The organism is Alteromonas confluentis, assembly GCF_001757105.1.
In the GTDB taxonomy this organism is placed as follows: Bacteria; Pseudomonadota; Gammaproteobacteria; order Enterobacterales; family Alteromonadaceae; genus Alteromonas; species Alteromonas confluentis.
Genome location: NZ_MDHN01000040.1, coordinates 143,357 through 163,262, shown reverse-complemented (window position 1 = coordinate 163,262; position 19,906 = coordinate 143,357). Strand labels below are relative to the sequence as shown.

At 46.9% G+C, this 19,906-nt stretch carries 15 protein-coding genes; 5 read left to right on the top strand and 10 right to left on the bottom strand.

Annotation, left to right across the window (positions count from 1 at the left end; translation table 11 throughout):
• Nucleotides 1-8: 8 nt before the first annotated feature.
• Entirely contained in the window at nucleotides 9-527 is a 519-nt protein-coding gene (gene sodC / locus BFC18_RS17620; protein ID WP_070126863.1) for a superoxide dismutase family protein, read from the bottom strand.
• Between the two features lie 541 nt (nucleotides 528-1,068).
• Here sodC and BFC18_RS17615 point away from each other — a divergent pair.
• From BFC18_RS17615 to BFC18_RS17600, 4 genes are all read left to right on the top strand, one after another.
• Nucleotides 1,069-2,829: a DUF4856 domain-containing protein gene (locus BFC18_RS17615; RefSeq protein WP_070126862.1), complete on the top strand. Its 1,761-nt coding sequence runs from the start codon at nucleotides 1,069-1,071 to the stop codon at nucleotides 2,827-2,829.
• A gap of 98 nt (nucleotides 2,830-2,927) precedes the next feature.
• On the top strand, nucleotides 2,928-4,178 hold the full coding sequence (locus tag BFC18_RS17610; RefSeq protein WP_070126861.1) for an imelysin family protein: 1,251 nt from the start codon (nucleotides 2,928-2,930) through the stop codon (nucleotides 4,176-4,178).
• 1 nt (nucleotide 4,179) lies between these two features.
• Complete coding sequence (locus tag BFC18_RS17605; RefSeq protein WP_070126860.1) at nucleotides 4,180-6,390, top strand: TonB-dependent receptor family protein; 2,211 nt, start codon at nucleotides 4,180-4,182, stop codon at nucleotides 6,388-6,390.
• 46 nt (nucleotides 6,391-6,436) lie between these two features.
• Nucleotides 6,437-7,528, top strand: coding sequence for a sterol desaturase family protein (locus BFC18_RS17600; RefSeq protein WP_083273166.1), 1,092 nt, complete (start codon nucleotides 6,437-6,439; stop codon nucleotides 7,526-7,528).
• Nucleotides 7,529-7,614: 86 nt separating this feature from the next.
• Here BFC18_RS17600 and tpx read toward each other — a convergent pair whose 3' ends face one another.
• From tpx to asnS, 9 genes are all read right to left on the bottom strand, one after another.
• Nucleotides 7,615-8,109: a thiol peroxidase gene (gene tpx / locus BFC18_RS17595; protein WP_070126859.1), complete on the bottom strand. Its 495-nt coding sequence runs from the start codon at nucleotides 8,107-8,109 to the stop codon at nucleotides 7,615-7,617.
• Nucleotides 8,110-8,273: 164 nt separating this feature from the next.
• A complete protein-coding gene (locus tag BFC18_RS17590) occupies nucleotides 8,274-8,756 on the bottom strand; it encodes a GNAT family N-acetyltransferase (RefSeq protein WP_211481048.1) in 483 nt (160 codons plus the stop codon).
• 60 nt (nucleotides 8,757-8,816) lie between these two features.
• Nucleotides 8,817-11,972: an efflux RND transporter permease subunit gene (locus BFC18_RS17585; RefSeq protein WP_070126857.1), complete on the bottom strand. Its 3,156-nt coding sequence runs from the start codon at nucleotides 11,970-11,972 to the stop codon at nucleotides 8,817-8,819.
• A gap of 9 nt (nucleotides 11,973-11,981) precedes the next feature.
• On the bottom strand, nucleotides 11,982-13,127 hold the full coding sequence (locus tag BFC18_RS17580) for an efflux RND transporter periplasmic adaptor subunit (RefSeq protein WP_070126856.1): 1,146 nt from the start codon (nucleotides 13,125-13,127) through the stop codon (nucleotides 11,982-11,984).
• A gap of 108 nt (nucleotides 13,128-13,235) precedes the next feature.
• Complete coding sequence (locus tag BFC18_RS17575; RefSeq protein WP_070126855.1) at nucleotides 13,236-14,333, bottom strand: GGDEF domain-containing protein; 1,098 nt, start codon at nucleotides 14,331-14,333, stop codon at nucleotides 13,236-13,238.
• Between the two features lie 23 nt (nucleotides 14,334-14,356).
• Entirely contained in the window at nucleotides 14,357-14,920 is a 564-nt protein-coding gene (locus BFC18_RS17570) for a PqiC family protein (protein ID WP_070126854.1), read from the bottom strand.
• Nucleotides 14,910-16,562 (bottom strand): intermembrane transport protein PqiB, encoded by a 1,653-nt coding sequence (pqiB, locus tag BFC18_RS17565; protein WP_070126853.1) that lies wholly within the window; start codon nucleotides 16,560-16,562, stop codon nucleotides 14,910-14,912. The genes BFC18_RS17570 and pqiB overlap by 11 nt, the downstream gene beginning before the upstream one ends.
• Before the next feature lie 2 nt (nucleotides 16,563-16,564).
• Nucleotides 16,565-17,695 carry a paraquat-inducible protein A gene (locus BFC18_RS17560; protein ID WP_083273164.1) on the bottom strand — a complete coding sequence of 377 codons (1,131 nt, stop codon included), beginning with the start codon at nucleotides 17,693-17,695 and terminating at the stop codon, nucleotides 16,565-16,567.
• A 150-nt stretch (nucleotides 17,696-17,845) separates the two neighbouring features.
• Nucleotides 17,846-19,243, bottom strand: coding sequence for an asparagine--tRNA ligase (gene asnS / locus BFC18_RS17555; protein WP_070126852.1), 1,398 nt, complete (start codon nucleotides 19,241-19,243; stop codon nucleotides 17,846-17,848).
• A 279-nt stretch (nucleotides 19,244-19,522) separates the two neighbouring features.
• Here asnS and BFC18_RS17550 point away from each other — a divergent pair, with 279 nt between their 5' ends.
• On the top strand, nucleotides 19,523-19,894 hold the full coding sequence (locus tag BFC18_RS17550; protein WP_070126851.1) for a hypothetical protein: 372 nt from the start codon (nucleotides 19,523-19,525) through the stop codon (nucleotides 19,892-19,894).
• Nucleotides 19,895-19,906 lie beyond the last annotated feature (12 nt).

The following is a 19,906-nucleotide window of genomic DNA, read 5'->3' as shown; positions in this document are numbered from 1 at the left end:
GCCCCAGATTATGACTTAATCACACCGCACAGTGCCCTGGCACCGCCACCACCAAGTTTTTCAGGGGCATCAGAATAGTTATCACCGCCTTGGTGAATCATTAATGCACGGTCTTTGAGGTCGTCCATGGTTAAGCGTGGCGCGAGTACGGGATGCGTTGCCATGCCGTCACTGTCTACCAGCAGGATAGGGAGGTCGCCGAGATGGCTGTTGTCTGCCCAAGGGTAGCCGTGCTGTCCCGTCTTCTCCGGATCGAGGTGACTGCCTGCGGCGCCGGCTGGTACAGTTTTACCGTCTTTCTCAGCACTTTCACAAGATGCGTTCTCGTGTACATGAAAACCATGTCCGCCCGGTGCTAAACCTTCCAGGGAAGGTGTGAACACCAGCCCATATTCGCTATCACTGATCATCACTTCACCGGCAGCCTCGCCGGAAGTGGGGTCCATCATATAAACCGTCAATTCGTCATCAGCCAGTGCGGCTGTAGTAGTAAGTGCAATCGATAAGGCAATAGCGGCTTTCTTCATTGTGATACTCCTTGATCCAATTTAAATTTTTTGCCGTCGCAGAGGAGCTGCCTTTCATGCAATGGCTTACAGGGTTCTTACCAAGGAAGGGAGCGGGGAAGATCAGAATTATTTTGTTAAAGCACGCAATACAGACAGCCACGACGGCACTCTGACAACGTTAGTTAGTCACTATTTAGATGCGCAAAAATCGACTCGTGCTACTAAAAATACCTCGCAAATAAGTCGTCAGTCTGGGGCTAAGTATACTTCCGTCTAATATGTTTCAGCGTTAGATATGTTAAATTTGCCACAAATGCGGATGAGAAGAATTCTTCTTTGCAATCAAGTTTTCGAAAACTTTGCAGTTGTTTGTCTATGTAAATGGGCTTTTTAACTTGGTTTTTTGCCATTTTGCTGTCGGTAGCAAGATTTTTCTCATAGCATATTAAGTAATAATAAATTGTTTATTTAGTTAAAGTGAGTGGCGTTAACATTTTTAACGTGGGCTTTACGATGCAGTTTGTTAGTTTTTGGGTTTAAAAGTTAAGGCGATTTTTTAATGAATTTAAGTAAACTTTCTGTGGTAATTTCTGCTTCTTTACTCCTTGGTGCATGTGGAGGTGGCTCTGGCGGAGACGACACGGTTACAACACCAACAACTCCCACGCCTACCAATACAGCCCCAACAGATATTAGCCTGACTACCGCCGTTGTTACTGAAAACGCAGCCGGTGCGGAAATCGGCACGCTGTCTGCAACCGATGCAGAAGGCGGAACCATGACTTATACTGTAGATAACGACAACTTTGTTATTGATGGTTCAGTGCTGTCTTTAGCTGAAGGTGTGACGGTTGATTTTGAATCTGAACAATCGCTTACGGTCACGGTTACCGCAACGGATTCTGAAGGTGAGAGCTTTTCGAAGGCATTCACGATTGATGTACAGGACGAACTTGATACTTACACCTTCGCAAGTAAATTTATCGACGGTGAATCAAGTGTTTCCTACAGCGGTCAGACGGCTCGACACGTACTCATCTCAGAACTGAACTACTACATTACGAATTCATTAAAAGATGACCTGGACAACGGTACCCTTACCGACCGTGCTGCGATTCTGGCTCAGTTAGACAAGTACTTCCGCACTACTGAAGAGCAATACGATAACTTCCCGATTACCTTTGTTGATGCTGAACAGGGCTTTCTGACTGATATTTCAGGCTCTCACAAAAATCTGGTTGGCAAAATCGCTGGTAACGATGCGCAAGGTCAGCATAAATTGTGGAACGACGGTGATTTCGAAGGTTGGGGAGCGAAAGGCTCAACAACCCCTGAAGGTCTGGTCGACATTTTCTTTGGGCAACTTGCCGATAACGCCGAAGCACACCTGAACGGTGAAGTGCGTCAGGCGGCAACGGGTGAAGCGATTGCAGACATTTACGTGAATGAAAACGGAACCGACCTTAAGCAACTTATTCAAAAATTCCTGCTTGTTGCCATCACATATTCTCAATCTACGGATGATTACCTGGGCAACGAGGCCACCGATGCAGCCGGTAATGACATCGACGGCAGCAAAGGGCTAACAACGGATAACATTTCAGCTGTTTCGGGCAAAGCGTACTCCACACTGGAACACCAGTTCGATGAAGGTTTCGGCTATTTCGGTGCCGCACGTGATTACCTGGCATACAACGACAATGAAATTTCTGGAAAAGTCAGTTCTGAAGAAGACGGACGGGCTGATTACAACGGTATGCATGACACCGACGGTAATGGTGAAATTGACTTGTTGTCAGAATACAACTTTGGTCAATCTGTGAATGCTGCAAAGCGTGACAGAGGCACTGCTTCTAACACCAACCCAACGGATTTTTCTACCGCTGCAATGGAAGCCTTCCTTAACGGCAGAAAGATCATTAATGACAATGCGGGTATGGCGTTGACCACCGAGCAAATGGACAGTCTGCTGGCGCAGCGTGATATTGCTGTAGATGCCTGGGAGCGAGCGATAGCGGCAACCGTTGTACATTACATCAATGACACCATTGCTGACCTCGATAATCTGGATACTACTGATTTCAGCTTCACTGATTTAGCAAAACACTGGTCTGAAATGAAAGGGTTTGCGCTGGGTCTGCAATTCAACCCTTACTCTTTGATTTCTGATGAAGACTACACCCAATTGCACGCATTGATGGCAGATGCTCCGGTGTTAGATACGGCATCAGTTGAAGACTACAAGGCAGACTTGCTGGCAGCCAGAGACATTATTCAAAACGCCATGAGTTTCGACGCAGAGAATGTTGAAAACTGGTAATCATCACTAGCGTGACAATATAAAAAGCTTGATCGGAAACGGTCAGGCTTTTTGTTGTTTAGATTTAGATCAACGTTTCCCTAAGAGGTATCAGATTCATGGCAGACGTGAAAACACATTCCGGTAGTGTGATTTCTATAGCAGTCGCCTCAGCTTTGCTCACTTCAGGCTGTGGTGAAAGTAGTTCTTATACTGCTGGAGAAGGTTATGGCACAGGCGGCAACGCACCGGTAACGACAAGTTTTAATGAGCAGGCATTACTTACACATTTGACTGACAATGTGATTACCCCTGTTTTTCAACAGTTCAATGCTGATGCGCTGCAACAGGCACAAGAGGTAAGCGCCTACTGTGAGTCAGAAGTGGCACTGGCCAATTTTGATATCACCGATGCCGAACTGACACCGTTTAAAAGTGCTGCGCGCTTGAGCTGGGAAAATGCAATGGAGTCGTGGCAGCAAGCAGAAATGATGCAAATGGGGCCTCTACTCGACAACGACGGCTTACTGAAAAACAACATCTACTCATGGCCTGTGGTTAATTATTGTGCAGTGGATTACGACGTTGAGTTTTTCCGTGAGGGAGAAGTCAATGGCGCGCCTTACGACATTACTCTGCGCACACCGTCAAGAAAGGGCATGGTTGCACTGGAATACTTGTTATTTAACGAGGATCTGGATGTTAGTTGTGAATCAGGTTCTCCGGGCAACTGGCATAACCTTTCAAACAGTGAAAGACGCGTAGCTCGTTGTGAGTTTGCCGTAGAAGTGGCCAATGATATTGCTACGAGTAGCGAAACGCTGCTGTCGCTTTGGGCTGGCGACAACGGCTACGCAGCACAGCTTAAATCAGCAGGAAGTGCTTCGAGTATGTTTGCCAGTGAGCATGAAGCGGTTAACCGAATTAGCGATGCTATGTTTTATCTGGACTCTATGACTAAAGATGGAAAACTGGCTACGCCACTTGGCCTTTTTGCCAATTCATGCGGTGCTCAGGCATGTCCAGAGGATGTGGAGTCCGGGTACGCGCAGCGTTCTTTTGCACATATCTTAAATAATCTCATTGGATTTCAAGCCCTGCTTACGGGCAGCGATGGCCCCGGCTTTACCGACTTTCTCATTGACGTTGGCGATACAGACACCGCAGAAACAATGCGTGACGACATCACCACAGCGATTGAAAATGTAAGGGCCTATGAAACGACGTTGGCTGAAGCACTTGTGCAAGATCCTGACGCCGTAACGCAGACCCATGCCGATGTTAAATCGGTGACGGATAATTTAAAGGCTGACTTCATTAACAGCCTTGCGCTTGAATTGCCGGCCACGTCAGCAGGGGATAACGACTAAGATGATTAAGACTACACCTTCTGTACTGGCAATTGCGATTTCATGCTGCTTCACTTCTGCATTTGCACAAGAGTCTACAGCGAACGATACGGCGGATATGTATGAACGCATTCAAATTATCGGCACCGACGATAGCCTGAGAACCGAAGCTGGTTCTACAACGGTTATCACCGAAGTCGAATTGGAGCGCTTCAAATTCGATGATATCAACCGTGTGTTGTACGGTGTCCCTGGTGTGAATATTCGGGAAGAAGATGGCTTTGGCTTACGTCCGAATATTGGTTTTAGAGGGGCTACACCGGAACGAAGTAAGAAAATAACGGTGATGGAAGACGGTGTGTTAATTGGTCCAGCGCCTTATTCTGCACCCGCCGCCTATTACTTCCCGATGATGAGCAAAATGACCGGCGTAGAAGTATTTAAAGGTCCAGCGGCCATTAAATATGGCCCTAACACGGTTGCCGGTGCGTTAAATCTGGTTACTCGTCAAATCCCTTCAACTACAGAAGGGCTGATTGATGTCGCTGCCGGTAGCGATGGGTATGGCAAGCTGAAAGGTTACTACGGCGGTGTTTCCGGCGATTTAGGTTATCTGATAGAAGGCATTCATCTTCGCTCCGACGGGTTTAAAGAACTCGATGGTGGCGGTGATACCGGGTTTGAGAAAAACGATGTCATGGTTAAGCTGAATTATGACTTGTCATCGAATACATTGTCGCAAATACTGGAACTAAAAGTCGCTTATGCTGATGAACTGTCTAACGAAACCTATTTAGGCATCACTGACAATGATTTTGCTATATCACCAAACCGTCGGTACGCCGCTAGCCAGCGAGACAGGATGGATTGGGAGCATTCCCAGTTTTTATTAACGCATTTCGCTGGTAACTCCACATTCGACGTAACCACCAGGCTCTACAGAAATAATTTTGAGCGCTCATGGTTTAAGATAAACGGTTTCAAAGGCGGCCTGGTTAACAGAGATTTGCAGCAGATTCTGGCTGCGCCGGAAGACGACACCAACGCGCAATTTTACGCTATTCTCACCGGGCAATCCGATTCCGTGCAGGAATATGAAAAAATCATTCTAGGCGATAATGCGAGGAAGTATTACTCCCAGGGTATTCAGTCGGATGCTTACTACAATGGTTCGTTTGGCAACCTTAAACATCAACTGAATGCCGGCTTTCGTTTTCATCAAGATCAAATCAGACGCAGACATACGGAAGATGCTTTCCTAATGGAGGCTTCTAACCTGATCACCGATGGCTCGGCAACAGTGGCGACCTCGACAAACCGCGAATCGACGGATGCCTTATCGGTATTTCTCAAAGAAACGCTGTTTTGGTCTTCTTTCGAGTTTACTTTGGGCGTACGTGGCGAGTTCTTCGATTCTGAGTATCAGAATGAAGCTAGCGGCGAAGAGAACGATTTTCTTCTGAAGAGTACCCGTATTTGGTTGCCTGGAGTCAGTGTATTCTATCAGTATTCAGACTCACTCGGTTTCTTTGCCGGTATTCATGAAGGTTTTATTCCAACAAGCCCGCAAGAGAGCCCCGAAGTTGATGTTGAGAACAGCATCGATTATGAAATTGGTACCCGTTACCACGAAGGCAGCTCGCAATTAGAAGCCGTTGTGTTTTACAACGATTTCAAGAAACTCAAAGAAAGTTGTTCGTTCTCTGCCGCATCAGCCTGTGGTGACGCGTTAGATGAAGAATTTAACAGCGGTGCAGCAAGTGTATTTGGTGTTGAATTTGCCGCGAAGCATACTTTTGAGACAGATGGTGCGGTGAATATACCGGTTTCTTTAACCTACACTTATACTTCAGCTGAGTTTGATACCAGCTTTGACTCAGATTTCCCGATGTGGGGAAGTGTGGTTGAGGGTGACCCGCTGCCGTACTTGCCTGAACATCAGGTATCTTTTGATATTGGGCTTACCGGCGATCGCTGGGATGTGTTTGCCAGTAGTCGTTACACTGGTGCAATGCATGAAGCATCTGGCGATGGTGTACTATTATCTGGTGTAGAAACCAAAAGTCTTTTGGTCACCGACTTGTCAGCCAGTTATCTCATTAATACGCATATCCAGGTTTATCTTAAGGTAGATAACGTGTTTGATGAGCAGCAAATTGTCAGCAGACGCCCTTATGGAGCAAGGGGAAACAAGCCGAGACAATTTATGATCGGGTATCAATTCCGTTACTAACATAGCAACAAATCACATTTGTTGTTTTAGCAGAGGAGAGCCAACATTGTTTGAATTCATTCACATGAATGGCAATGAATTGCTGAATTATTTGTTTGATGCAAATAAACGCATTTTTTGGCTCTATCTGCTGTTCGCTTTGATTTTCGCGACCTTTTTATTTTTCCAACTTGATAAACTGCGCGAGTTAGCCAACTTTACGTCAGCGTATTACGACGCTGACAGAATGGCTGGTAAGCCGCGCTGGCGCCGGTTTATTCATTTTTTACTTCCGCGACGTATTTTAAAAAGTAAATCCGCATGGCACGACGTGGGGCTACTTTTCCTGAACAAATTAATAAAAGCTGCTATTTTCCCTGTTGTTATTATCACCATGGTACCGGTTGCCATTGGTTTCTCGAATGCCATTGAGTATGTATTTGGCGCTCATGCGCCCATTGTCATGCCCGATGTCGCTGTGGTCTGTGTTTTTACCGTGCTGCTTTTTATCGCTGACGATTTTAGTCGCTTTTTATTGCATTGGTTATTACACCGGGTGCCTGTTTTATGGGAGTTCCATAAGGTCCACCATTCCGCCGAAGTGCTGACCCCCTTCACAATCTACCGCTCACATCCGGTAGAAAGCTACCTTTATGGTTGCCGGATGGCATTAACACAGGGGATGGTTGTTGGGTTATGTTACTACTTATTTGGACCAACACTGACAATGTTTGATATTGCCGGGGCAAATGTTTTTGTATTTGCATTCAATGTCATGGGCTCAAACCTTCGTCATAGCCATATCTGGTGGTCGTGGGGGAATAAGGTCGAGAAGTGGTTTATATCGCCAGCACAGCATCAAATACACCACAGTAGCAATCCTAAACATTTTGGCGTTAACCTTGGCTCGGCGTTGGCGGTGTGGGATAGACTTTTCAATACCTTGATATACTCATCAACGGTTAAGTCGTTGCAAATTGGTATTGGAAAAGAGTACGAAGAGCACAAAAGTTTGACCGGTATTTATCTTAACCCTTTCAAATGTGCCTTTAGAAGAGTGATACATTTTCGAGCGCCTGAAAAAGTGCCTGAATCCAGTCGGCAACTCCCATTAGGTGAACCTGAGAGTACCGAGGTATCGAGTGGGCCGAGCGTGTGAATGTCAGCGTGTAGGGAACCTACAGCATACCTTAGGCATAAAAAAAGCAGCCGATTGGCTGCTTTGTTCATCGGTGTTTTTTCGATTTACAGCGCCGCAATGGCTGCTTCGTAATCTGGCTCATCAGCCGTTTCAGCGACTTGCTGGGTGTAGGCTACTTTGCCTTCTTCATCAATTACCACAACGCTGCGTGACAACAGACCAGTGAGTGGGCCTGTGGTAAATTCAACGCCGTAGGCTTTACCGAAATCAGAGCGGAAAGTTGAACCGGTTTCTACGTTTTCTACACCTTCTGCACCACAGAAGCGAGCTGCTGCGAAAGGAAGGTCAGCAGATACGCAAACCACAACGGTGTTATCTAAAGACGCCGCTTTTTCGTTAAAAGTACGGACCGACATGGCGCATGTGCCAGTGTCTACCGATGGGAAAATATTCAGTACAATTTTCTTGCCTGCCAGGTCAGCCAGTGTGACCGTAGACAGATCGGTTTTTACCAGTTCAAATGCCGGAGCGGCTGAACCAACAGCAGGCAGTTCGCCAATTGTTTCAAGTGGATTGCCTTGCAGTGTAACCGTAGCCATGGGGAGTTCCTTGGTTGTTGTGAATGTTCCTGTTTATAGTGATGGTATAAGATTTAAATTCAACCACCTAAGTAAGAATTTCATCGCATTTTTCCACTTTAGTCGGCGGTTCGGTCACATTCATGCCGGCACAGTAGGTTAGCGTTGTTAAATTTTCCAGAGCGTTAGCTAGCAGCCAACTTTTCCAATGCTGCGCCATCCAGGCGATAGCCTAACCATTCCGACTTGGGTTTTGCGCCAAGAGAATCGTAAAACTCAATAGCCGGTGTGTTCCAGTCTAGTACGCTCCATTCGAAACGTCCGCAGTTGTTGTCTACCGCTAATTTCGCTAAATGCTTTAACAGGGCTTTACCCGCGCCGGTGCCGCGCGCAGACTGAGACACAAAGAGATCTTCAAGGTACAAGCCATTGCGTCCTTGCCAGGTTGAATAGTTAAAGAAGTACACGGCAAAACCAATCGCTTCGTTCTCGTTTTCGCAAATTACGCAATGGGCCGTGGCGTTTTCACCAAATAACGTCTTTTCTAAATCACTGACAGTAGACTCTACTTCATGTTCAGCTTTTTCATAAATTGCCAACTCTGTGATAAACGCAAGAATTTGCTGGCAGTCATTAATGGTTGCGGGGCGAATGGCTAATTTACTCATAATGTACTCTTTATCATTAAAATAAAAAACGCCTCAGTGAGGCGTTTTGTTAAAGCGGCTTCAGGGATTTGCTTCCGATATGTCTGTCGAGCGTTTGCCTGGCAGACGTTTGCTAATAACCGTTTTTAGCGCATTACCAGCAATACCGATATCAACAAGAATCATATACAGGCAGGGTACCAGAATAAGTGTAACCAGTGTGGCATAAAGTACCGCAAAGCCTAGCGCGATGGCCATGGGGATAACCAGTGCTGCTTGCATACTGGTTTCAAACATTATTGGAGTTACACCCGCAAACGTTGTGATGGATGTGAGCGTAATGGCTCGGAAGCGGGCAGAACCGGCTTCTTCCACGGCGTCACGAATGGAATAGCCCTGAGCACGACGCTGATTCACAAAGTCTGTCATTACTAATGAGTCGTTAATTACCACCCCTGCGGCGGCAATCAGACCAAACATGGAAATAGCGGTGAGGTCGTAGCCAAGGAAGTAATGTCCAAACGCGGCGCCGGTAAAACTGAAGGGAATGACCGACATGATGATGAGTGGCTGAGCATAACTTTTTAGCGGCACAGCAAGCAGAATGTACACCATAAGCATACCAGCAACGAAGAACAGCATCTGTTCGTCTTGCTGAGCCATCTGTTCTTCGATATTGCCGCCAATCTGCGTTTTCACTGAGGGATACTTTTTCAGTAATTCTGGAAGAATGTTTTCGTCCACTTCACCCATAACCGCAAAGGGCTCGACCTTTTGCTCATCGATGCTGCCCCAGATATACACACTGCGGAAGCCACCTTCGCGACGGATGTAGCTGATCCCTGGCTTCTCTTCGAGAGATACCACATCACCCAGCATGACCTCGCGGCCTTGCGGGGTAGTAATAACGGAGTATTTCAGGTCGGCAATACGTTCGCGTGACATCGCCGGGTAGCGAACCATCACCCGTACTTCCTCGCCATCACGAATAACCCGTTGCGCTTCGCCGCCGTAGAAGCTGCTACCCACCTGAGCAGCGACATTCTGCAAAGTAAGTCCAAGATCGTAGGCCACTGGCTTCAACGTCATCTGAAATTCTTTACTTGTAGGGTCGATGGTTGAGCTGACATCAAACAGGCCATCTTGCTCCTGAAGCATCGAAATGAATTCTCTACCAGCGGCATTCAGGGTTGCCAGGTCGCTGCCGTAAAGCAGGTAGCCGAATTCACCGTCACCATCGCCACCGCCCATCAGGCTGTCGTTAATGTAGAATGCCTTCATGCCGGCTATTTCCGGCATGGCTTCGCGCCAACGTCGTGCAATCTCGAAGGTGTCCATAACTCGCTCGTCTTCATGAACTAGCGGCATGAAGAGTTGTCCGTTGGTGCGGTCATCATTAAAGGCCAAGATATCTCGTACCATCCCTTCGCCACCAAACTCCTCTATGACCTTCTTGTCTTCTTTTCTGATGATGGTTTCAATGGTTTGTAAGGCATTAATTATGGCGTCGTCAGCCACATTTTCATTCATCTCAATAGAGATAGAGGGGAAGTCGTGGGGAACTTTGCCTTGAGGGACAAAGCGCAGGTGGTTACCGTCCAACAGGCCTTTTGCAAGCAGCAGTAGGGCAACGAAAATCATTAATGTTGCCCAGCGCCATTTAATTGCGCGAACGACTGTACGGCGGTAGGGGCCATTGACAATGCGGTTGAACCCGGCGTTGAATTTAGAGCGCCAGCCACCAGGCTTGATGGGGGTGAAATTAATATGCGCAATGTGTGCCGGAAGAATGAGTTTTGATTCCACCAGGCTGAAAAACAAACACAAGATAGCCACCACGGCAACATTATAAAACATTGCGCCTTCCATACCTGAGCTGCCGGTAAACGGAGCGAATACCGCAATGGTAGTCAGTACACCAAAGGTTGCCGGCGTAGCAACCCGTTTGGCACCGCGTATAACGCTATCAACACTGGCGCCTTTATTCTCTATTTCGGTATAAGCGCTTTCTCCTATAACGATGGCATCGTCTACAACGATGCCGAGTACCATGATGAAAGCAAACAGAGACATAAGGTTAATACTTACGCCGAACAACGGCATTAGCATAACTGCACCCAGGAAGCAGATAGGTAAGCCAACCATGACCCAAAAGGCGAGTCTGAACCGCAGGAACAACGAGAGCATAATAGCGACCAGAATTGCGCCTTGTAGCAGATTCTTTAGCATCATGTCCAGACGGGCATCGAGGTAATAGGTGAAGTCCACCATCACTTCCAGCGATACGCCATCGGGTAATTGTTCGTTTTTTAACTCTACGTAGTCTTTAATGCTTTGCGCTACAGGAATAATACTTTGGGTTTTCGTTGCCCTTACTGTCATGTAAATGGCGTTTTTACCCGAATATTTGAAGTACATATCACCTTCGGTGAAAGCATCTTTGATTTCAGCTACATCGCCGAGTAACACCTGAGAGCCGCCCGTACCAATTTTAACCGGGATCTTGGCAAATTCATCTCCCTGGTAATACTGGTTTTCAACCCTAACGGCAATAATGCCGGATTGGGTTCTGAGCTGACCGGCAGAAATATTACTTGAGTAGGCACGAATAGCAGTGGTGATGTCGTTGATCGAAAGGTTGTACTTACGCAGCACGTCTGGCTTTACTTCGATGGCGATTTCATCAGGCGGGTAACCGGCTTGCACAATACTGATGTTGTCCAGCTGAAGTAATTCGTCTTCCACTTCTTTCGCGATGTCTTTTAGTTCGGTAAGGGGAAGATCACCCACCAGTGGAAGCTCGATAACCTGCTGAGTAAATTCTTCCTGTACAATGGTAACGGGTTCCATGTCGGCAGGGAAAGACGCAATACCGTCAACACGGAGGTTAACCTTGTCGAGTACATTAGCCAGAGAGGCTTTATCGTCAATAGTAAGCCTTAATGAGCCCGAGCCACGAAAGGCCCGGGACACAACCCGCTCTACTTCCGGCACATCTTTTAAAGCCTCTTCTATTTTAACGATGATCCCTTCTTCAATTTCCTGAGGCGAAGCACCGGGATAAGACGCACTAATTCTGATGTAATTGAATTCCGCCATAGGAAACATCTGGCGCTGTAGGCCACTGTATGCCGCCAAACCCATGACAACGATGAAGATCATTAAAAGATTTGCAGCAACGCTGTTGCGGGCGAACCAGGCGATAATGCCATGGTTCGTATCATGTTCATTGTGCATGGCGTGTCCTTACTGCGTGATTCGTTGAGAGGCGACGAGTTTCTTGCCGCTTTCAATCACTTTCACGGCCATTCCGTTGATTGGGTATTCGGGAGGGGTAACAACCAGCATGCCGCCGTCGATGTCGCCACTAACGAAGAAATATTCTCCTTCTTCACGCAGCACATTAACACGTTCACCTACCAGTTCGCCGTTCTCGTTTACCAGCCAGATCTGTTTGTTGTTCACCAGTTCCTGAGGCACGCGGTAAACGGCTTCAAGGGTTTTGCCGGTAAAACTAATATTGGCAAAGCTACCAAACTTCACCAGTGGCTTGCCTGAGCGTACGCCGTATGGGTCGTCAATACGGGCGACGAGATGACTCATTCGGGTTGCTTGATCAACAACGCCGGTATCTCGGTCGATACTCGCGGTAATTTCACGATTGTCGATAGTGATAACGGCATCTGTACCGGAAACCGTTACTGGCAGAAAAGATTGGTCGAAACCGGCAACCGGGAAGTTCAGTTCAGCCGTTTCTACATTATTTAGCGTAGCTGTTACCGTGCCGGTGCTAACAAAATCGCCGGTACCAATTTCTCGCGAGACGACCAGGGCATCATAAGGCGCGCGCACTTCGCAATTGTCTAAGTCCCGTTTGGCAATGCGAAGCATGGCTTCTGCTGATTTCACCGCAGCCTGCGCACTTAACAACTGTGGCTTTCTTAAATAGAGATCCGTGATTCGGCTACCGGTCATGCTCGCGGCTTCACGTTCGGCAACGTCGGCTTGTGCTTGTTCTTGAACGAGCTGCGCTTGCGCAGAAATCAGTGTGGCTTCGGCTTCCAATAACGCCGCTTCGTAAGCATCTTTTTCAATGCTAAACAGAATTTCACCGCGCTTCACCAGGCCGCCGGGCACAAATTTTGGATTCCAGGACACCACTTCACCGGCTACCTGTGCGGCTAAGTTGGTGCTTTCAAGCGGCGTGATTTCGCCATAAGACGTAATAGTAACTTCGTAATCTTCTGCGCGAAGTTCACTGATAGATACCGTAGGTCGTGTATCTATTTCTGCTGCAGATTCTTCTTCATTTCCCGCAGAAGCGATCAGTGTCATACCTGCATAACCCGCCACGAGTATGGCTATTGGCAGGACGATTTTTTTCCATTCCATCGACATTCCTTTCCCCAGTATTTCTTTATTATTTTATTTTAATAGCTTTGTGTTTCGATTGAATTGACTGTTTGTAACAGTTTATGACTTCACATTATGGCAATATCATTAGGCCATATCGTGTGCGCACACTATCTTGTTACGGCCCAGTTGTTTTGCTTTATATAATGCCTTATCGGCAAGCGATAGTCCCCGGTTTAATGAAATATCGCTGTTAATTTCACAAATGCCAAAGCTGGCAGTTACTTTAATTTCCCTTTCTTCAAGCCATACCGCGGTGTTTTCTAGTGTTTTTCTCACTTTCTCTGCCAATATGGCGGCGCTTTGTTCTGAAGTTTCCGGCAGAACCATGAGAAATTCCTCGCCTCCCCAGCGACTGACAATATCTTGTCGGCGCACATTCTGTCGCAAATGCTGTGCCGTTCTTTGCAACACGATATCACCATTATTATGTCCGTAGGTGTCATTAATTTGCTTAAATTTGTCTACGTCTACAAGGATGAGTGTGAGCGGAATCTGGGTTCGATAATGCCGTTTAATTTCTTGATCAAGTAACTGACTGATCCCGCGCCGGTTTGGTAAAGAAGTAAGAGTATCATGTAATGCTTGCTGTTCAAATTGCGCGCTGAGCATACGCATCATTTCGTAGGTGTTTTGTCGACTGGATTCATAGAATGCAGAAAGAAACGTGACCGTGCAGAAGGACAGTAGCAAGCGGGTTTTGAAACTATCGCTGTAATGAGTAAGAAGCAGTGATCCATGAGGGCTGAAAAGAATAATAGTAATAAGCAAGGTAAATACGGCCATGACGATTAGCCCGCGTTTAAAGCCTCCGAAAAACATGGCTACCGGCGGCAAAATATAAAGCCAAAGCGGACCCGTGTTGTCGTGGCCGCCGGTGACTAGCAGGTAGGTCTCCAACCCCATTAAACAACCGGTTAGCAAGTATACTGAAACCACCTGACCCACCTTATTGCGATAGGCAACCTGAATCTGACTTGCCAGGAAAAAGATGAGTGAAGCGGTGAGTAAACTGAAGCCTAATGTCCAGGTTCCACTGAACAACGCATAAAACCCCAGCACGAGGGTGATGGTGTAGCCAACGAAAGAAAACAAGTTCACCACGAGGATACGGCGATTCGTTTCTTCATCAAAGTCGGGATGACAACCCCGTTTAAAAAAACTGTTGGCGGTGATTTGGCGCATATTCTTTCTATTTTTGTGGCGCGCTACACCTCATCGGAAATCGCCGTAGCAAGATCGCTAACGAGTTGGCGCATGGTGACAACGGCTTGCTCAAATCCGTCGCCTTGCATTGGTCGGCGGAAGTCAAAATACTGAATTTTTTCAGATTTACCCTTGCCATCGAGCCAAAATTGGCCTTTTAGCAACACGATACCGTCGGATGAAGCAATAAAGTCATCAATTTTTACATAAAGTTTAGCAACCGACGACTGTTTTGCATGGCGGTGGGGCGGAATTATCTCGATATTTTTATCAGAAAGTAATGCGCCGTTTAGTGCCTGTACAAAACTTTTGTCCAGCGGTTCAGCCCACACGTGTTGATTAGAGACGTATACCGTTGCTGGCCCCGTTAGCATTGTGAGCGAACGTTGTTGCAGATAATCCGGCAACACCAGTTGCTGTAGTGCTACTTTTTGCGTGGGTTGATTATGTTTGCTGACTTTTGCGTTCGGTGAATGCAACACATAATAAGTGAGTGACGTAGAGGAACTGCTACATCCTGCCAGCACCAATGAAAAGAAAACAAAACACAGGTGACTAATTTTCATCAAAGATTCCTTTTCTTGCTGCTTTTGGTTGCATGTCATTATCGTTGTCGTCGGAGAAAATTAAACGATTGGGTTTCTGATTAAGCTGTAACAATAGTGGCTGAATGTTGCGCAACGTCTCTTGCAGCGCATTTGCTGTTTCAGTAATTTCCCCCGCACTGCGCCCGCCATCGGAATAGTTATCTAAAAGCGCAGACACTTTCGTCAGCATTTCATTCAGGTTTTCGTTCAATGCTTTGGCGTCGATATCGCCCATTAAATCGTCGAAATCACTGCTCGCTTCTTCTACCCGGTTTGACGCAGCCTTAATGTCGTCAATCACGTTGGTCACTTCAACAATCATTTTCTCCAGCGGGAGGTTGTTCATTTTGTCGAGGATAGCGTCGGCTTTTTGTGTCAGTTGGGTAAATTCATTCGATACCGTTGGAATAACTTCAATATCATTTATGGTGTTTATCGCCAGAGTTGAAGCATTATTGTCGTGCTGTAGATCAACGTATAATCCACCCGTGATCACATTCCCCATACGCAGCGTTGCCCGTAGGTCGCGGCCAATCCAGGTGTGCATGGTGTCTTTCACTGCTTGCAAACCTTCTTCGGTATCCTGTTGACGAACTTTACCGGGATAAATGCGAATAATGACAGGGATCGGATAGTCCTGGTCGAGGATATTGCCATCAATTAAATCAGGAGGATTGATGCGTGCAACTTCACCAATTTCGATACCACGGTATTCTACCGGCGCCCCTTCGGTGAGCCCCCGCACAGTTTCGTCGATTAACAGCAGGTACTTTGCATACAATTTATATCGGGCATTGGACGCAGCAGCATCATCCTGGAATATCTTAAATGTTGCATTCTCGTCAACATCGCCACCGGATGATGCGCCGCGGGGTATACCGAATGTTACGCCATTTGCTAACAAGGTCTCAAGAGAGCCAGTTTCAACTTTAACCCCATTCGAGCGTAGATGAAGCTTAACGCCACTCACATTCCAGAATCGCGTATTTTGCGTGATCAATTTGTGATAGGGCGCACGAATAAATGCACCGTAATGTAAAACCCGCTCTTCTATGTCGAAGTCTGCATCTTCAAATTCACCGACTTTGAAACCTTTATAAATGATAGGGTCGCCTGGCTTGTAGGCAAAGTTATCGTTACTGGTAAGCGTGACATGCAAACCAGGTGTACCTGGAGGTGTGGCGGGGGGACGTTCAAGGGCCACAAAGTGGCTTTTACTCTTACCTGAATCATCTGCCGTCATGGCAATGTAGGCACCCGATAGCAATGTATTTAAACCGGATACTTCGGAGAAGCTGATCCGAGGCGCCACAACCCAGAAGTCAGAATTTTCAGTAAGAAGTCGCTCGGCACTGGCATCAATGCGTGCGGTTACCAATACGCCGTCTAAATCTGGTTTAAGATCGATTTTTTTAACCTGGCCGACCTCTAAATCACGCACTTTAATGGGGGTTTTGTTTACTTCAATGCCGCTGGCAGATTTCAGTTCGATAGTGATTAACGGGCCCTGGTTTTTCCACTGATACCACACCATCCATCCTCCGATAACGATGGCGAAAAGCGGTATCAGCCATACTTTGGAAATGTGAGTGGTGGATTTTATTTTTGCGTCACTCGTCATGTTTACTTCCTGTTCTGCCAAATCAGGCGGGTATCAAATGTCATTGCTGCCACCATAGTAACGAAAACTACGGCGCAAAAGGCCAAAGCTGCAGGCCCTGGATAAATAGAGAATGTATTACCGAGTTGCACCAGGGCTACCAGAATGGCAACCACGAAAACGTCGATCATCGACCAGCGGCCAACCCCTTCGATAATCTGATAAAAGCGGGTTCGAATGCGGGCGCGTTTCTCTAAGCCACGTTGCACCGTTAAATTCAGCCAGGCTAGAACAACGATTTTAGCCACTGGGATAAATACGCTAGCAATAATAATGATTAATGCTACAGGATAATCGCCGCTTTCCCAAAGCGTAATTGCTCCGCCGATAATCGTACTCGGTTCGTCTCTGCCGAACATTTCAGTATGCATGATGGGTAAGAGATTCGCCGGAATATAAAGTAGTGTTGCAGTAATGAGCAGTGCCCAGGTACGCTGAATACTTACCGACGCCCCTGCTGGTGTCAGCGGCTTGGGCGAGGGGACTTCTCCAAAAAGCCAAAGCGCGAAACGGTTGCTGTCGAATTGAATAATGCAAGCGGTCATACAAATGGCAAAGCCGATGAATGCGTAAAACGACAATCCAATAGAGATATCTGCCATGGACGATATTTTGATTAAGCTAACCAGCGTGCCCACCAGAAATATCTCCGCCATGCTCCAGGGCAGTAAGGCTTTTACCCAAAAAAAGATATGTTTGACGAACGGTCTGTGAATGTCCCGGTGACGACAATGACTCAGCACAAGCATGCCCAGCAATACCAGGCCAGGAAAAATAACCGTCGCTGCCCCGGTAATAATGGCTAACGACATATAGTCTTCGTTAAACAGGGTTATGAAGCTATCTGGTAATGCGATTTGATGCTGAATGCCACTGGAGCGAAAAGAAAGAAAATTAAAGGGTAAAGACAGGGCAAGAAAGACGAGTGCACTGAAAGCCAACGCAAACACATTGTCGTTCTGATGCCGCCTGTAGGTGAGCAGCGTATGACCACAGTTCGGACAGACTGCGCGTTGTCTGTGCGCCAGTGCTGGCAGCGCCACCACTGTCAGGCATTGTTCACACTGTATTGTCTGTGACGATTCGGTATGCATAAAGAACGCTGAGACTCAATAAACGATTAGTATACAATAGCATGATTTTATTCATGTTTACGGTATTAATGTGTAACCGGATGTCATCTGCCTCAGAAAAACATAAGGCGGCCTTTCGGCCGCCTTATTGTTATTTATTGCGTTTTGTGATCAGTAATTTGCATTACCCGGCGTGCGCGGGAATGGAATAACATCACGCACGTTTTGCATACCGGTTACGTAGGCGACCAGGCGTTCAAAGCCTAAACCGAAACCTGAGTGCGGTACGGTGCCATAGCGGCGAAGATCGCGGTACCAGCTGTAGTCTTCTTTATCGAGGCCCATTTCTTCCAAACGCTGGTCGAATACATCCAGACGTTCTTCACGCTGAGAGCCACCAATAATTTCACCAATGCCAGGCGCCAGAATATCCATCGCTGCAACCGTTTTGCCATCATCATTAATGCGCATATAGAAGGCTTTAATGTCCTTCGGATAATTTTGCATAATGATTGGCGCGCCAACGTGCTCTTCGGCCAGATAGCGTTCGTGCTCAGATGATAAATCCACACCCCATTCAACAGGGAATTCAAATTCTTTGCCACTGGCTTTCAGAATATCAATCGCATCGGTGTAATCCATACGAACGAAATCAGTACTGATCAGTTTTTCCAGGCGGCTGATAGCATCTTTACTGATGCGCTCGGCGAAAAATGCCATGTCGTCAGCACGCTCTTCAAGCACAGCTTTACACACGTATTTCAGCATGTCTTCTGCCAGTTGCGCCACATCGCTTAAATCAGCGAAAGCCACTTCTGGCTCAATCATCCAGAACTCCGCCAGGTGGCGAGAAGTGTTACTGTTTTCAGCACGGAATGTCGGGCCAAAGGTGTACACTTTAGACATAGCTGCACAGTATGTTTCAACGTTCAACTGACCAGAAACCGTAAGGTAGGTTTCTTTACCAAAGAAATCTTCTTTGTAGTCTATATCGCCTTTGTCGGTGCGTGGCAGGTTCATCATATCTAACGTAGATACTCTGAACATTTCACCTGCGCCTTCTGTATCGGATGCAGTAAGAATAGGGGTACTGATCCAGAAATAGCCACGCTCGTGGAAGAAACGGTGAATGGCTTGTGACAGACAGTTACGAATACGGGTTACCGCACCAATCACGTTGGTACGAGGGCGAAGGTGCGCATACTCACGAAGATATTCGATAGAGTGGCGTTTTGCCGCCATTGGATAGGTATCTGGGTTTTCTACCCAACCCAGAATTTCTACGCTTTTCGCTTCCAGTTCTACTGCCTGGCCCTGACCTTGAGAAGGTTTTACTTCGCCAACAACAGACAATGAGCAGCCTGCGGTTAGGCGCTGAATATCAGCATAATTTGACAGAGAATTTAACGCGATTACTTGAACGGGATTAAAGCAGCTGCCATCGTGCAGAGCAATAAAAGAAAGTCCGGCTTTCGAGTCGCGGCGAGTACGCACCCAACCTTTAACCGTCACCGTTTCGCCAACTGCGTACTTACCTTCAAGCACGTCGACAACGGGCGCATGCGTCATTTGAATGTCTCCATCTTACCTGTTTAAAATAAATATACCTTTTCGGTCTGTCAGTGTAGTTAAGCCGAAAAGTGTTAAAGACACAGCAGAATTGCCGATAGTAAATACAAAACCAAGCGCTGCGAAAGGCAACGAAAAAACTTAGATAGTGCAGCGACATGTCAGCCTACAGAATGAGGCATGACTCTGTTGTGTCATTTCCTACGTATAAACGAACCGCTAGTATACTCATTCAGAAACGGGATACCAGCTAACTTTCAGCCCACAGAGCCAATTTGCATGAATTCAGGTCACCAGGACAGACGGGTTATTCCCAGAGACAAAGACGGATTTTACCGTTTTATTGTTACCGTTAACTTTATTAGTTGGCTGGTGCTGATTGGTGCTTTGATCGTGTTTCATTTCGCCCGCCCGGAAATGGTGACAGGATTACAGACCTACTGGGGAATAGAAGGGCGAACTACCTGGTCAGATGAACATGTAGATATGCTGGTGGTGCTGTTACAGATTTGTTTGGGCATGGCGTTGGTCACCATGTTGCTGCGTTCGCGCCGCAATCGTCGGGAGGCCGACAATTACGGCGTGAATTTGTTTATTCTTGCGGGTATTTCAATGGTGAGCCTGGTCACCTTAAACGTAACCGTAGCCTAATAAAATACGTGT